14 protein-coding genes and 1 pseudogene are annotated in these 15378 nt (G+C 43.6%); 14 read left to right on the top strand and 1 reads right to left on the bottom strand.

Translation table 11 applies throughout. From position 1 onward, the window contains the following. Nucleotide 1 precedes the first annotated feature (1 nt). The 11 genes from ACTNBR_RS06760 to bcp all read left to right on the top strand — a co-directional run bounded on the left by ACTNBR_RS06760 (nucleotide 2) and on the right by bcp (nucleotide 12009). On the top strand, nucleotides 2-1375 hold the full coding sequence (locus ACTNBR_RS06760; protein WP_441017496.1) for a TrkH family potassium uptake protein: 1374 nt from the start codon (nucleotides 2-4) through the stop codon (nucleotides 1373-1375). A gap of 37 nt (nucleotides 1376-1412) precedes the next feature. Next, the gene (locus tag ACTNBR_RS06755; RefSeq protein ID WP_427806124.1) at nucleotides 1413-2072 is read left to right on the top strand and encodes a potassium channel family protein; all 660 of its coding nucleotides are present in this window, start codon (nucleotides 1413-1415) and stop codon (nucleotides 2070-2072) included. After that, nucleotides 2069-2863: a TrmH family RNA methyltransferase gene (locus tag ACTNBR_RS06750; RefSeq protein WP_441017499.1), complete on the top strand. Its 795-nt coding sequence runs from the start codon at nucleotides 2069-2071 to the stop codon at nucleotides 2861-2863. The genes ACTNBR_RS06755 and ACTNBR_RS06750 overlap by 4 nt, the downstream gene beginning before the upstream one ends. A gap of 4 nt (nucleotides 2864-2867) precedes the next feature. Then, nucleotides 2868-4970, top strand: coding sequence for an ornithine carbamoyltransferase (gene argF / locus ACTNBR_RS06745; RefSeq protein WP_427820447.1), 2103 nt, complete (start codon nucleotides 2868-2870; stop codon nucleotides 4968-4970). A gap of 4 nt (nucleotides 4971-4974) precedes the next feature. Beyond that, nucleotides 4975-5955 (top strand): biotin--[acetyl-CoA-carboxylase] ligase, encoded by a 981-nt coding sequence (locus ACTNBR_RS06740; RefSeq protein WP_427806121.1) that lies wholly within the window; start codon nucleotides 4975-4977, stop codon nucleotides 5953-5955. Between the two features lie 17 nt (nucleotides 5956-5972). Continuing rightward, a complete protein-coding gene (locus ACTNBR_RS06735; protein WP_427806120.1) occupies nucleotides 5973-6311 on the top strand; it encodes a DUF6145 family protein in 339 nt (112 codons plus the stop codon). Further along, nucleotides 6308-7276: a tRNA dihydrouridine synthase DusB gene (gene dusB, locus ACTNBR_RS06730; protein ID WP_427806119.1), complete on the top strand. Its 969-nt coding sequence runs from the start codon at nucleotides 6308-6310 to the stop codon at nucleotides 7274-7276. The genes ACTNBR_RS06735 and dusB overlap by 4 nt, the downstream gene beginning before the upstream one ends. A gap of 175 nt (nucleotides 7277-7451) precedes the next feature. After that, entirely contained in the window at nucleotides 7452-7934 is a 483-nt protein-coding gene (greA, locus tag ACTNBR_RS06725) for a transcription elongation factor GreA (RefSeq protein ID WP_427806118.1), read from the top strand. A gap of 52 nt (nucleotides 7935-7986) precedes the next feature. Continuing rightward, nucleotides 7987-9942 (top strand): lysine--tRNA ligase, encoded by a 1956-nt coding sequence (gene lysS, locus ACTNBR_RS06720; protein ID WP_441017502.1) that lies wholly within the window; start codon nucleotides 7987-7989, stop codon nucleotides 9940-9942. A 217-nt stretch (nucleotides 9943-10159) separates the two neighbouring features. Continuing rightward, the gene (locus ACTNBR_RS06715; protein WP_427820051.1) at nucleotides 10160-11479 is read left to right on the top strand and encodes an ATP-binding protein; all 1320 of its coding nucleotides are present in this window, start codon (nucleotides 10160-10162) and stop codon (nucleotides 11477-11479) included. Nucleotides 11480-11550: 71 nt separating this feature from the next. Beyond that, a complete protein-coding gene (bcp, locus tag ACTNBR_RS06710; protein ID WP_427820050.1) occupies nucleotides 11551-12009 on the top strand; it encodes a thioredoxin-dependent thiol peroxidase in 459 nt (152 codons plus the stop codon). Nucleotides 12010-12561: 552 nt separating this feature from the next. On the opposite strand, the pseudogene ACTNBR_RS06705 reads toward bcp, so the two are convergent. Then, a pseudogene (locus ACTNBR_RS06705) lies at nucleotides 12562-13803 on the bottom strand (IS6 family transposase); the annotation flags it as partial. 174 nt (nucleotides 13804-13977) lie between these two features. On the opposite strand from ACTNBR_RS06705, the gene ACTNBR_RS06700 reads away from it, so the two are divergent. From ACTNBR_RS06700 to ACTNBR_RS06690, 3 genes are all read left to right on the top strand, one after another. Next, nucleotides 13978-14217: a group II intron maturase-specific domain-containing protein gene (locus ACTNBR_RS06700; protein ID WP_441042688.1), complete on the top strand. Its 240-nt coding sequence runs from the start codon at nucleotides 13978-13980 to the stop codon at nucleotides 14215-14217. Nucleotides 14218-14640: 423 nt separating this feature from the next. After that, nucleotides 14641-14772 carry a hypothetical protein gene (locus ACTNBR_RS06695; protein WP_441017505.1) on the top strand — a complete coding sequence of 44 codons (132 nt, stop codon included), beginning with the start codon at nucleotides 14641-14643 and terminating at the stop codon, nucleotides 14770-14772. Nucleotides 14773-14796: 24 nt separating this feature from the next. Further along, nucleotides 14797-15378 (top strand): NUDIX hydrolase, encoded by a 582-nt coding sequence (locus ACTNBR_RS06690; protein WP_427820048.1) that lies wholly within the window; start codon nucleotides 14797-14799, stop codon nucleotides 15376-15378.

Here is a 15378-nt window from a genome sequence, read left to right as displayed (position 1 = left end):
TATGGAAAAATTAAAAAAAATCAGATTAACGACGACGCAATTACTTGCGACCGGGTTTCTGGGAATTATTTTATTGGGCGGTATCCTTTTGTGGCTGCCCATTTCCAATACTCGGCCTATTTCATTGATCGACGCACTCTTCACGGCGGTTACATCAGTATGCGTGACCGGACTTGTAACGGTCACTCCGGCAGTACAGTTTACTTTATTTGGGAAAATCGTGCTGTTGATTCTGATACAGATCGGCGGTCTGGGAATCATTGCCTGCGTAACAGCATTCTTTATTATCATGAAAAGACGTATTTCACTGAAAGAGAGGGTCGTGATCCTGGAAGCCTACAGCATGGAATCCTTATCCGGAATGGTTGCCATGATCCTAAGAATCTTAAAAGGGACCATCTGTCTGGAAGGAATTGGAGCATTGCTTTATTCATTCCGGTTTGTGCCGGAATTTGGTGTTGTGAAAGGGATTGGATATTCAGTTTTTCATGCGGTGTCTGCATTCTGCAATGCCGGTATTGATATTCTGGGTGATTCCAGTTTTATTCCGTATGCGGATAGTGTAGTGGTGAATTTCACGACCATTTTGCTGGTTGTACTTAGTGGACTTGGATTCACGGTATGGCAGGATCTTGGACAGAACCTGAAAAAAGTATGGAAAAAAGAATTAGAACTCAGAAGATTATTTAAAAAACTCCGTTTGCATTCCAAGATCGTACTGATCATGACATCTGTGTTGATTGTATCAGGCACACTGGCCTTTCTGCTTCTGGAATACAATAATCCGGGGACGATCGGAGATATGAGTTTTGGAGAAAAACTGATGTCTTCTTTGTTTCATTCGGTGTCAACCAGAACGGCAGGCTTTGCAACTGTACCACAGGGGGAACTGACGCAGGGAACGATGTTTACGACCTGCATACTGATGTTTATCGGAGGGTCTCCAGGCGGAACAGCAGGCGGAGTGAAGACGACAACGATTGCAATGCTGATCCTGTGCTGTGTGTCTGTCCTTCAGAATAAGAAAGATGTGGAATGTTTTGGAAGAAGAATTCAGGCGGACAATATCAGAACGGGAATCTGTGTTGTTATCCTTGCGTTTGTATCGCTGCTTGCAGGAACGACACTGCTCACAATATTTGAGGGAGATGTGGACTTCATCCGGATTATGTATGAGACTACGTCAGCGATAGGGACGGTCGGTCTGTCAGCTGATCTGACGTCACAGCTCTGTACGGCAAGTAAATTTGTAATCATGGTCCTGATGTATATCGGAAGACTTGGGCCAATTACATTTGCACTTGCTTTCGGGACAGGAAGAAAATCGAAGAATCATATTCGTCAGCTTCCGGTTCAAGGGATTTTGATCGGATAAGAAAAACATGCCAAACGGCAGCAGAAGGAGTGGGAAAATGACAAAACAGTTTGCAGTATTAGGACTTGGAAGTTTCGGATACAGTATGGCCATTACTTTAGAAGAACTTGGATGTGAAGTGGTCGCTGTAGATTCTTCGGAAGACAAGGTACAGCAGATCGCAGATGAAGTGTCATATGCGGTCTGTGCAGATATTCAGGATAAAGATTTTATCAAAGCATTGGGAGCAAGGAATCTGGACGGTGTGGTCGTTGCGATTTCCGAAAATCTGGAAGTGAGTATTCTGGCTACGCTTCTGGCGAAAGAACTTGGAGCACCGTATGTGTTGGCGAAGGCGCAGAGTGATATTCATGCGGATATTTTGAAGAAGCTTGGCGCCGACAAGGTAGTATTCCCGGAACAGGAGATGGGAAGAAGAGTTGCCAAAACACTCGCCACCAAGAATTTCACAGACTGGATCTCACTTTCAACGGATTTCAGCATGGTAGAAGCGCCGCTTCCGGAAGCGTGGGTCGGTAAATGTCTTCTTGAATTGAATGTCAGAGAAAAATTCGGAATCAATGTAGTAGGAATCATCCGTAATCAACAGGTGACCGTGAATATACAGCCGCAGGAATGCCTGGAAGCAGGAGATATGATGATCCTGATTGGAGAAAATAAAGTTTTGAATGATATCAGTAAAGGAAATTTAGTATGATAACCAGTACGGGAAATGGCAGAGTCAAGCAGTTGATTCAGTGGCAGAAAAAAAGAAAAGCAAGAGATAAAGACGGAGTATTTCTGGTTGAGGGACTCCGGATGTTTGTGGAAGCACCACGGGAAAACGTGCGAGAGCTTTATGTGTCCGAGAGCTTTTACCAGAACCAGGAGGAGAAATTGCAGCTGGATGAGTGGAAAGCAAAGCTGGAGATTCTTTCGGACCATGTGTTTGACCATGTATCGGATACCATGACTCCGCAGGGGGTGCTGTTGGTGATGGAACAGCAGAAATATACCCTGGAAGAGATGCTTTCAAACGGAAGAGGGCAGGAAGAACCACTTCTGATGGTGTTGGATAATCTTCAGGATCCGGGCAATTTGGGGACGATCTTGCGGGCCGGAGAAGCAGCCGGAGTGACCGGTGTCATTCTCAGCCGGGATTGTGTGGATATTTATAATCCAAAGGTGATTCGTTCTACGATGGGATCGATCTACCGGATGCCGTTTGTATATGTAGACCAGCTTCCGGAAGTGGTTTCCATGCTGTCTGGCAGTGGGATCCGGACCTATGCGGCCCATTTGGATGGAAAGAACAGCTATGAGAAAGAGAATTATAAGAAAGGGACTGCATTTTTGATTGGAAATGAGGGCAACGGACTGCGAAAAGAAACGGCAGACGCGGCCGATATTTATGTACGAATTCCGATGTGCGGAAAGGTGGAATCCTTAAATGCAGCGATTGCCTCGTCGGTTTTGATGTTTGAGGCGGCAAGACAGAGAAGGGAGTAAATCTATGAAACCTGTAATTGATCTGGAAAAAGAATATGGTTTGGTATTCGACGGAGGAGGAGCGCGCGGAGCATATCAGATCGGTGCGTGGAAAGCGTTGGAAGAAGCAGGAGTAAAAATTCAGGCAGTGGCAGGTACATCGGTGGGCGCGTTAAATGGCGCCCTTGTCTGTATGGGGGATCTGGGAAAGGCAGAAAATATCTGGAAAAAAATGTCATTTTCACAGGTGATGGATGTAGATGACGGGCTCATGGAAGCGCTTTTTGATGGGGAAGTTCCGGTTAGAGAATTCCTGAAAAAAGTTTGGGCAAAACTCTCTGACGGTGGAGTGGACATCACCCCATTAAAAGAATTAATTCACGAATGTGTGGATGAAGAAAAAATCCGCAGTTGTGGGAAAGAGTTCTGTCTGCTTACATTTTCTCTGTCAGATTTTAAAGAACTGGATCTCAGTGTCGAGGATATTCCGGATGGACTTCTTGAAGATTTCCTGCTTGCAAGCGCGTACCTCCTGGGCTTTAAAAACGAACCGCTTCATGGGAAGACCTATATTGACGGTGGAGTGATTAATAATGTTCCGACAAATTCCCTGTTAAAAAGAGGCTACAAGGATATTATTCAGATAAGGATTCTGGGACCGGGGCGTGTACCAAGAGCAGTTCTCCCTGAAGAAGGCAGTTTTTATGAAGTGATACCGCGGGTGAGTCTGGGAAGTATTCTGGAATTTTCTGAAAAACGCAGCCGTCAGAATATGAAAATTGGGTATTATGATACAAAAAGAATGATTTTTGGCCTGGAAGGCTCAATTTACTATATTGAACAAACACACGAAGAGTGCTATTATGTAGAAATAATGAAACTTATCAGTGAATTGGAAAAGGCAGAATACCGTATGAAGCTGAAGCTTCCCATTGGCTGCTCCGATAAAGAACTGTTTCTCGGCATGCTGGAAGCAAGTGCAAAACTGATGAGAGTTCAAAAATACAATATCTACAAGGTAGACGAACTGTGGGATATCGTATGTGAACGTTTTGAACGTTATTCTGAAACAAGGCTGACACAGCTTCCTGGTTTTGTTTACGTAATTGTGGGGATAAGAAAGGAATACAAGATGGACTTAAAAGGAAGAAATTTTTTGACACTGAAAGACTATACCCCTGCGGAAATCGAATATCTGCTTGATCTGGCGGCAGATCTGAAAGAGAAGAAGAAAAAGGGAATACCGGTAGATACACTCAGGGGTAAGAATATTGCGCTGATTTTTGAAAAAAGCAGCACAAGAACCCGTTGCTCTTTCGAAGTTGCGGCACATGATCTTGGTATGGGAACCACATATCTTGATCCTTCATGTTCTCAGATCGGAAGTAAAGAAAGTATTGAAGACACGGCCCGCGTACTCGGAAGAATTTATGACGGTATCGAATACCGCGGATTTGGCCAGGAGATCGTGGAAGAGCTTGCAGAAAATGCAGGAGTACCGGTATGGAATGGCTTGACAAATGAGTATCATCCGACCCAGATGCTTGCAGATCTTCTTACAATCAGGGAGCACCTTGGCAGAATCAAAGGACTGAAGCTGGTCTATCTTGGTGATGCAAGATACAATGTTGGAAATTCTTTAATGATTCTCTGTGCAAAGATGGGAATGGATTATGTAGTATGTGCACCTGAGAAATATTTCCCGAATCCGGAACTGGTTGAAGAATGCCGGGGATATGCAAAAGAATCCGGAGCAACGATCAGCTTGATTGAAGATGTAAAGGAAGCGACCAAAGGGGCAAATGTAATTTACACAGATGTATGGCTTTCTATGGGAGAACCGGATGAAGTCTGGACAGAGCGTATCAAAGACCTCAGAGGATATAAAGTAACCAAAGAAGTAATGGCAAATGCAGATAAAGATGCTATTTTCCTGCACTGCCTGCCGTCTTTCCACGATCTGAAGACGAAGCTTGGCAAAGAAAAATGTGGCAAGCACGGAATGACGGAAATGGAAGTTACGGATGAAGTTTTTGAGTCAGAACAGTCAGTTGTATTCGATGAAGCTGAGAACCGTATGCATACAATTAAAGCGGTGATGGCAGCAACATTGGGCGCGGAATTATAAATATATGAAAACAGAAATTTTGAAAATGCTCCGACAGACAGATGAATATCTGTCGGGGCAGCAGATTTGCGATACATTTCAGGTGTCAAGAACGGCAGTTTGGAAGGCAATCAACCAGCTGAAAGAGGAAGGGTACGAGATTGAAGCGGTGCGGAACCGCGGATACCGGCTCGCTTCCTGGCCGGATGTGCTTTCGGAAAAAGAAATTGCAAGCTGTCTCAAGTCAGCGTGGGCAGGCAGAAATCTGGAATTCTGGAAGGACATAGATTCCACCAATACACGGGCAAAAGAGCTGGGAGAAAAAGGGGCGCCGCACGGCACTCTGGTCGTGGCAGAGCAGCAGACTGCGGGAAAAGGAAGAAGAGGCAGGAGTTGGGTATCGCCGGCCGGTAGCAGTATTTATATGACACTTCTTTTGCGGCCTGAAGTAGAGCCGTCACGTGCACCGATGCTGACACTTTTGATGGCATATTCGATCGCTGAGGCCTTAAGAGAAAGTGAACAGATCGATGTTCAGATCAAATGGCCGAATGACCTTGTATTAAATAAGAAGAAAATCTGCGGAATCCTTACAGAGATGAGTGCAGAGGTGGATTATGTCCATTATGTCGTGATTGGTGTGGGAATTAATGTAAATACAGAAGAATTTCCGGAAGAGATTGCCCGAATGGCGACGTCCCTTCGCGTGGAACTGGGAAGAGAATTTCGTCGGGCCGAGATCATCTCTTCTATTATGCAGAAATTCGAGAATTATTACGAAGCATTCTGTAAGGATGGAAACCTGTCATGTATCGTGGATGGATATAACCGTATTTTAGTAAATAAGGACAGCGAAGTGCGGGTTCTGGAACCCGGCAATGAATATAACGCAAAAGCACTTGGAATCGATGATACGGGTGAATTGATTGTGGAGAAGGAAGATAAAAGCCGGACCAGAATTTTTTCCGGTGAAGTATCCGTGCGCGGAATTTACGGGTATGTATAATAAAAGGAGAAATGATCATGTATCAGGATAAAATTGTCCTTTGCGGGGCAAATTCATATGAAGAGAAATATTATTTGAATCCGGATTTTGAAAATCTGCCGCAGCATATCAAGGATGAACTGAAGATCATGTGTGTATTGTATGTTCATGATGTGGGCGGGATCCTTACACTGGTTTTTGAAGAGGATGGCGAGCTGTGCTTTGAAGTCACATCCCAGGAGGGAGATCCGATGTTTGATGACATTGGAAGCCAGCTCAAGATTAAACAGATTCAGCATGATGAAGAGAAGCAGGAACTTCTGAACCAACTCCAGCTTTACTATAAAGTATTTTTTCTGGGAGAAGAACTGGAATGACAAGAACACTGAAAATCGGAAATGTGGAATTGAAGAACCGCTATATACTGGCGCCGATGGCAGGGGTAACAGACCTGCCATTTCGTTTACTATGTAAAGAACAGGGCGCCGGGCTTTTGTGCATGGAAATGATCAGTGCGAAAGCACTGCAGTATAAAAATCGTAATACAAAAGCACTGCTTCAGATCGATCCGAGAGAGTATCCTGTTTCGCTCCAGCTCTTCGGGGCTGATCCGGACATCATCAGTGAACAGGCGAAGGCAATCGAGGAGCTACCGTTTCAGATACTGGATATCAATATGGGGTGTCCGGTTCCAAAAGTTGTCAAAAACGGAGAAGGCTCGGCACTGATGAAAAATCCCAGGCTGGTGTATGATGTTGTTTATAAAACGGTAAGAGCAATTTCGAAACCGGTTACGGTTAAAATACGGAAGGGCTTTGACGAGGAACATGTAAATGCGGTGGAAATAGCAAAGATTATTGAGGAAGCAGGAGGGGCAGCAGTTGCGGTTCACGGAAGGACGAGAGAGCAGTACTATTCGGGAAAAGCAGACTGGGACATTATACGGCAGGTCAAAGAAGCTGTTTCCATTCCGGTCATCGGAAATGGGGATGTAACAGGTTCTTTAGCAGCGGAACAGCTTTTGGAAGAAACCGGATGTGATGGTGTGATGATCGGGCGGGGGTGTCAGGGTAATCCATGGATCTTCAGAGAGTTGAATGAATATGAAGAAACTGGCAAAGTGCCTCACAGGCCATCAAAGAAAGAAATCAAAGAGATGATGCTTCGCCATGCGCAGCTTCAGATTGAATTGAAAGGAGATTACCTTGGAATCCGTGAGATGAGGAAGCATGTGGCGTGGTATACGAAAGGTATGGAAGGGTCTGCGAAACTCCGGGATGAGATCAATCGTGTTGAAAGCTATGAAGAGCTGGAAAAATTGCTGAATGAGAGAATCTGTTAGAAAAAATAGAGAGAATCCGGCGAAACCGGCAGTAAAAATTATTGACATGAAACACGCAATTATGTATAATAATGAAATTGTGAAAGTATCTTTAGATAAACATCATTTCTTCAGAGAATATGATGTTTATTCTAGCATAGAGATGCTGTTTTAGTGATAAGAGGAGATGGAAAGTATGGAAGCAAAGAAGACATTACTCACTTATACAGGACTGAAAAAACTGGAGGATGAGCTTGAGAATCTGAAAGTTGTTAAGAGAAAAGAAGTCGCTGCAAAGATCAAAGAAGCAAGAGAGCAGGGTGACTTGTCCGAGAACGCTGAGTATGATGCTGCAAAAGATGAACAGCGTGATATCGAAGCACGTATCGAAGAACTTGAAAAGATCCTGAAAAATGCTGAGATTGTTGTAGAAGATGACGTGGATCTTGAAAAGATCAACATCGGATGTACGGTAGATGTATATGATAGAGAATTTGAAGAAGAGATGGAATTCAAGATTGTAGGTTCTACAGAAGCGAACAGTCTTGCAGGAAAGATTTCCAATGAATCACCGGTAGGAAGGGCTCTGATCGGAAAGAAAGTCGGAGATGTTGTGGCTGTTGAGACACAGGCCGGTGTGATTGAATATGAAGTTTTAAAGATTAACCGTTCTATTTAGTGAATGAAATGTAAGTGCCGAAGGCAGCAGTTTCTTATAAGATGCCTGCAGCATGCAGAGAGGAGAAGAAGAAGTGGGAGCACAGCAGAATAACAACGGGCAGGAACAGGATATTAATCATTTGAGAAAGGTACGCCGTGAAAAACTGGCGGAACTTCAGGCAAACGGACAGAATCCGTTTGAAATCACCAAATACGATGTAACCCATCACAGCATGGAAGTAAAAGAACATTTTGAAGAATTGGAAGGCAAGCATGTTGTACTTGCGGGACGTATGATGTCCAAGCGTATCATGGGAAAAGCATCCTTCTGCAACATTCAGGATTTACAGGGAAACATCCAGTCTTATGTTGCAAGAGACAGTATTGGAGAAGAAGAATACAAAGCTTTCAAAAAAATGGATATCGGTGATATCGTAGGTCTGGAAGGCGAAGTGTTTAAAACCAAGACCGGTGAGATCTCTATTCATGCATCTGCAGTGAAGCTTCTTTCCAAGAGTCTGCAGGTTCTTCCGGAGAAATTCCATGGTCTGACCGATACCGATATGCGTTATCGTCAGAGATATGTGGATCTGATCATGAACCCGGAAGTAAAAGATACATTTATCAAACGTTCTAAAATCATCAGCTCTATCCGTAAATACCTTGACGGACAGGGATTCATGGAGGTAGAAACTCCGATGTTGGTTGCAAATGCCGGAGGAGCAGCCGCAAGACCGTTTGAGACACACTTCAACGCGCTGAACGAAGATTTCAAGCTTCGTATTTCTCTGGAACTTTATCTGAAACGTCTGATCGTAGGCGGATTGGAAAGAGTATATGAGATCGGCCGTGTATTCCGTAACGAAGGTCTGGATACCAGACATAATCCGGAATTTACTCTGATGGAATTATATCAGGCTTATACCGATTATAACGGAATGATGGATCTGACTGAGAACATGTACCGTCATGTGGCACAGGAGGTTCTTGGTACAACGAAGATCGTATATAAAGGTGTCGAGATGGATCTCGGAAAGCCGTTCGAGAGAATCACCATGGTTGATGCAGTTAAGAAATATGCCGGCGTTGACTGGAATGAAGTGCATACACTGGAAGAAGCAAGAGCTGTTGCGGATGAACATCATGTAGAATACGAAGAAAGACATAAAAAAGGCGATATCCTCAGTCTCTTCTTCGAAGAATTTGCAGAAGAACATCTGATTCAGCCAACCTTCGTAATGGATCATCCGATCGAAATCTCTCCGCTGACCAAGAAGAAACCGGAGAATCCGGAATATGTAGAACGTTTCGAGTTCTTCATGAACGGCTGGGAAATGGCAAATGCTTACTCTGAGTTGAACGATCCGATCGATCAGAGAGAACGTTTCAAAGCACAGGAAGAACTGCTTGCACAGGGTGATGAAGAAGCGAACACGACGGACGAAGATTTCCTGAACGCATTGGAAATCGGTATGCCGCCTACAGGTGGTATCGGATTCGGTATCGACAGAATGTGTATGCTGCTGACCGGCGCAGAGGCAATCAGAGACGTACTTCTGTTCCCGACGATGAAAACCCTCGGCGGCGCTGAGAAGAAAGCGGAAATAGCGGAAAAGGCAGTTCAGGAAGAAGCAAAAGCAGAAGAAAAAATTGATTTTTCCAAGGTAAAAATCGAGCCGTTATTTGAAGAAATGGTTGATTTTGATACATTCAGCAAATCTGATTTCAGAGCTGTAAAGGTGAAAGAATGTGAAGCAGTGCCGAAGAGCAAAAAACTTCTGAAATTCGTCTTAGATGACGGAACAGGCGTGGATCGTGTGATTTTAAGCGGTATTCACGAGTATTATGAGCCGGAAGAGCTGGTAGGAAAGACTTGTATCGCAATCACAAACCTGCCTCCGAGAGCGATGATGGGCATTGATTCCTGCGGTATGTTAATCAGTGCAGTACACGAAGAGGATGGAAAAGAAGGACTGAATCTTCTGATGGTGGATGATAAGATTCCGGCAGGAGCAAAACTGTATTAATGTAAATGAGAGCACTTCTTAGAGTTTTTGATCTGAGAGGTGCTTTTTTTCGTATATAATCAAAACGGAGTTATGATGTTCCCTATATTTGCTGGAAAAATGCTTCTGGAAAGAGAAAAGTCATTTGAAAAAGTTGATAGAATCCCAAAAACTCCCTTGAAAAAATTTGATCTTTCAGTATACTAAAAGTCAGACAGGTTAAGGAGATGAAAACGCTATGCTGAAAAGAAAGATAGAACAAAGTTTGAATGAATGGAAGAATACCGCAAATCATAAGCCACTGATTATAAAGGGTTGTCGTCAGTGTGGAAAAACCTACTCTGTTCTGGATTTTGCTAAAAAAAATTATAAGCATGTTGTGTATTTGAATTTTTTTGAGAATCCGGACTATGCTTCTGTGTTTTCCGGTTCTTTGGAAATTGATAATATTGTGATGATGTTGTCCGCATTGTTGGGAAGTGCGGCAGTATTTGAGGCAGGTGAAACGGTTCTGGTTTTGGATGAAATTCAAGATTGCCCGGAGGCGAGAACGGCCTTAAAGTTTTTCCGAATGGATGGACGGTATGATGTCATAGGAACCGGTTCTCTGCTGGGAGTCAAGGGATATGGTAAGGAACCAAAATCTATTCCGGTAGGGTCGGAAACCGTGATTGATATGTATCCGCTGGATTTTGAAGAATTCCTGTGGGCCAATGGGGTTGGAGCGCCACTTGTTGAGATGCTGAAAAAGAATCTTGAAATGGAAACACCTGTGCCGGATGCCCTGCACAATCGTATGAAGCAGCTGCTTTTGCAGTATACGGTGGTAGGTGGTATGCCGGATGCCGTACAAACTTTTGTAGATACAAAACAAATGGACAAAGTGTTGCGAATACAGAGAGATATTGTTCGTTCCTATGAGGATGATATGGTGAAATACGCGGAGAAAAAAGACAAATCCCGTATTAAGGAATGTTTCCAGTCTATCCCAAGACAACTCAGTAAAGAGAATAAGAAATTTCAATATTCGGTCATAAAGAAAGGTTCAACAGCCTCAAAGTATACAGGCAGCCTTCAATGGATTGAGGATGCAGGAATCATTGCACGGTGCTATAATCTTTCGATTACGGAGCTTCCTTTGGACGGAAATGCGGAGGAAGAGGTATTCAAGGTTTATATGCGGGATTGCGGTCTGTTTGTCAGTATGTTGGAGGATGGCACACAATATGATATTCTGCAGGGCAATCTTTATGGATACAAAGGCGCAATCTTTGAGAACCTGATTGCGGATATTTTCACAAAAATGGGGCGAAAGCTGTACTATTTCCACAAAGACAGCGGTCTGGAAGTGGATTTTGTTATTCGATACAAAGGAGAATGTACACTGGTCGAAGTGAAAGCAGTTAACGGAAACACGAAAAGCACAAAAACGATTCTTAAACACCCTGAAAAATATCATGTAAACAGTGCAATCAAGCTGGGAGATTATAATGTGGGCAGGTCAGGACAGATACTGACACTTCCGCTGTATATGGCATTTTTGTTAAGGACGTTTTGATCCTTTCTTAGGTGAAATCATGGAATAATATCATTACGCAAAAGAATAATCTTACAGGAGGACTAAGAATTATGTTGGAAACAGGAACAACAGCTCCGGATTTTACGCTTCCGGACCAGAATGGCAAGAATCATAGTTTAAAAGAATACAGAGGGAAAAAAGTGATCTTATATTTTTATCCGAAAGATAATACTCCGGGCTGTACTAAACAGGCGTGTGGGTATTCTGCCTTGCTGCCTCAGATTGAAGAAAAAGGTGCAATCGTGTTAGGCGTCAGCAAAGACTCTGTGGTAAGTCACAAACGTTTTGAAGAAAAGCAGAATCTTTCCATTACGATTCTGTCTGATCCGGAGCGGAAGGTAATCGAGGCTTATGATGTCTGGAAAGAGAAGAAGAATTATGGCAAAGTTTCCATGGGAGTGGTACGCACAACCTATCTGATTGATGAGAACGGTATCATCATCATGGCAAATGATAAAGTGAAAGCTGCGGATGATTCAGAAAAGATGCTGGAAATATTGAGCCAATAAGGAGATGCATAGACGGCATCGGTGTAACAGCAGGGAATAGGAAGGAGAATAAATAGATATGGGATGTAATTCGGAGACACTGCTTAAGACTTTGAAAATATCCGATAAAAGTGGCTATATAAAGTTACCGATTTTGCCCAGAAAGTTGTTCTGAAAGAGCTTCAGGAAGTATATCCGGAATATATATCGGAGCAAGACAAGCATCTTCCTACGGCTCTGATTGCAGGCATCCGAACAGCTGTTGAAGGGTGCGGCGGAGATATTCTTCTTGTGAGAATCGGTAGTGTAAAGTAGCCTATGAAAAATTGGAGCTGAAAAAATGGCTCCATTGGAACCTTGAAAATTGCAGATATGTTAGTTTTGGGCGGTGTCCGCCACCCTTGACGGCACACCAAAATAATGCTCTGAATGTCTTACCGACGGCGAAGAACTCAAGAACAGATAGGTTTCTCCGTCTGATTCACAGCATTGTAGCATTATTTTGGTGTGTCATCAAGGGCAAAGCCAGAACCAAGGGTTCTGGTGGCTGGATATTTACCTCCGGCTCGGAATCTAAGAACAGATAGAAGTTTCTCTTTGCTGTTTTAGGATTGCCTGCTGGCCAAGGTAGATGAGAAGCTGCCATTTACCGGGCATGTTCCCGGCACCTTCCAGTAGCTCCACTTTGTTGAGAGGTTCTTTACCGCCGGATATCTCATGGGGACGTAAGAAGTTATAATAAGCAACCCAAAGAGAGACGCTGTGGACAGCGCCATCTTCTGTACCATAGCCGCAGGTAGTGCGGTAGGATTCTTTGAAGGTACGATTCAGGCGTTCGATGAGCTGCTTGAACGGACGGTATTCCTTGGATACTTCGTCATCATTGGTAAGACCGATGACTTGAGTGATGAATACATCCCAATCCTTTTCAATTTTGAACTGCTGAGCAGCAAGTGGATAGGCACTATAACCATCAGCGATGAATTTCAAGGATTTGCCAGGGAACTCCTTAAACTTATCAAATGCCATCCTCACGGTAAGGATACAAGGGCCGACATCTCTGGATGTTGAGACCTGATACCCGAGAATCGATCGTGATACCTTATCCATGATGAGCCAGACATAGGATTTCATGCCTTTGATTTTTATGTAGGTTTCATCGGCGGCCAGTTTATTGGAAGGGTTGTAGTCGTAGGAATCCACGAAAGGCCGTATGATGACAGCAGCGGTTTTGGCATAGTTGTTGACCATGGTGTGTGAGATTTCAATCCCGTGGATTTCTTTCAGAGCCTGTACAGTCTGGCGAAGAGACAGCTTGAGGTTCACACGGCAGGTAAGGCACAATCCCATGATATAGGCATTGTTCTTCTTATACTTGAAAGAGGTTGCCCATTTCGGAAGCTGATTCAGCTCCATGTCGAAGAAGTTCACGGAAAACTCGCGGTAGAGGTATCGCAGCTTGTATTTCCAGTATTCTGATTTTGGAAGGTCTTTTGGAAGCTTATTCAGATTCCGCTTGTAATAGGAGCAGTTGTCATTGATGCATTTGTGGACACGGAAGTGCTTACGATCTTTTACCGGCTGAAGGGCATGACTGCAGTAGGGACACTGAAGCTTAAGTGGAGTAGTTACTTTCTCGCCATTGACAAAGGTCTGGCCGCAGATTTTGCATTTGAACTGTCCACGACCACCAGTATTGTCGTAGATGTACTCATGCGGAGCTCCGCAAAGAGGGCACGCGATATCTTCAGGAACAGTACGGTTTTTACCTTTTTGAGCTTTTATCGGTTTCACGGCTTTGCCATAACGGAGCAGATTGTCAGTATGTGGGATGGCAAAGAGGGATTTGACTTTCTTGGAATGCACCACAGAAGAATGACAACAGAAACAAGCAAAGGGCAACTGTATAAGGAAACCTATCAGTACCCTAGCAGAAAAGCCATGAAGAAAATGAAAGCAGAAATCAAAAGGAATGTAAACAATTGAAGCCTGCTAGTTGCAAAAGAAGAAGATTTAATAAAGAATCTGAATCCTAAAATCACAGGATGGAAGAATTACTATTCTACTAAGACAAATGAAAAATGGATGCAGGCACTAGACTGGTACATTATCTGCTCCTTTGCAAGATGGTATAACAAGAAGCACCGAAGGCGACATCATATGTCAAAGGTGGGATTTGTTAGAAATAGCATTTACGAAAAAGGATTAAAGAAAATGGCTAAAGCATGACGTAATGCTGTAGAAAGAAGAATGTCGGAAAGCCGTGTGAGGGAGAACCTCATGCACGGTTTGATGAGGGGCGGATGAAAGGTTCATCCGCCTACTCTACCTCAAAAAGGCCATTCCCATTGTACTTTTTGTCCATTCTTTGGGGAACGACTTAATCCATAGAAAGCCGTAGAATACTATTTGTAAGGAAGCACAAAAACGCTTCTTAACCACCCTGAAAAACACCATGTAAATAGTGCAATCAAGCTGGGAGACTATAATGTGGGCAGGACAGGATAGGTTCTTGCACTTCCGCTGTATATAAAATTTGTGTTAAGGACATTCTGATTCTTTCTAAGGTGAAAGTGTGGTATAATATCATTACGCGAAAGAATAATCTAGCAGGAGGACTAAGAATTATTTTGGAAATAGGTGCAGTTGTTTGTGACGAACGGCGTTATGGAAGCCGCCAGCCAAAAAAGCGGAGATGGGATTTTGCTCGTACTGGCGATTGTTCTGGGACTTATTTGTCCTCCGATTGGTTTTATACTTATGATGATTTTTGTATTCAGGTAAAAGATGATAAGAGGTGACAACAGTTTGGAATTTGTAGACATTGTAGATGAATATGGAAAACCCACAGGAGAGACGGTGGAAAGAGGGAAAGCCCACTCAGAAGGAATCCGGCATCGCACGGCACATGTCTGGATCATACGCAGGAATGGAAAACAGACAGAAGTGCTGCTGCAGAAGCGCTCTTTGAAGAAAGATTCGTTCCCGGGGCAATTCGATACCTCTTCTGCGGGACATATTCAGGCCGGAGACGAGCCACTTGATTCCGCACTGCGGGAGCTTCGAGAAGAACTGGGCATCACAGCCGACAAAGAAGAACTCCGTTTCGTGGATACTTTCAAAATTCAATATGAAACAGAATTCTATGGAAAAATGTTCCGGGATAACGAGATTGCATTTGTATTTATATACGAAAAACCGATAGATATTTCAGAACTGATACTGCAGGAAGAGGAATTGGATGCGGTGGAATGGTTTGAACTGGAGTATGTGTATGAACAATGCTGTGCACATAATCCGAAATTCTGTGTTCCAATCGGAGGGCTTGAAGTGATACGGAATGATTTGAAAGGTGGAAAAATTGGGAGAAGCATTTCGTATCCTACCTAG

This window comes from Bariatricus sp. HCP28S3_F11 (genome assembly GCF_052065395.1).
GTDB lineage: Bacteria > Bacillota > Clostridia > Lachnospirales > Lachnospiraceae > Allocoprococcus.
The sequence above is the reverse complement of the archived record's forward strand: the minus strand, read 5'-3'. Positions and strand labels throughout refer to the sequence as shown.